We start from the raw sequence: 311 nt of genomic DNA on the forward strand, positions 1-311 counted from the left end.
CGTAGCGGATGCGCACCGGCACCACATCCACCCCGGCCTGCGCCGCAATGACGAACAGGCCGCTCTTGGGCGGCAGGAGCCTGCCCTCTTTTTCGCGGGTGCCCTCCGGGAAGATGAGCCAAGTCTCCCCCGCCCGGCAGGCCTCCACGGTCCGGTCAATGATCTCCAGCTCCTCCTTGGTACCGCGCACGCAGAGCGCGCCGCTGCAGCGGAAGAACCAGGTGAGCAGGGCGTTGATCTCAAACAGCTCCATTTTGGCAAAAACGAGCATCCGCCTGCCCCAGAACCGGCTGATGACGATGAACACCGGG

1 protein-coding gene is annotated in these 311 nt (G+C 65.3%); it reads right to left on the reverse strand.

Features of this window, described 5'->3' with window-relative positions; translation table 11 throughout:
* The coding region (locus P0G09_RS17580) for a lysophospholipid acyltransferase family protein (RefSeq protein ID WP_275253315.1) at positions 1-311 on the reverse strand (311 nt) is incomplete at both ends.

The sequence above is a fragment of the Faecalibacterium sp. DFI.5.82 genome, assembly GCF_029076575.1.
Taxonomy (GTDB): Bacteria; Bacillota; Clostridia; order Oscillospirales; family Ruminococcaceae; genus Faecalibacterium; species Faecalibacterium duncaniae.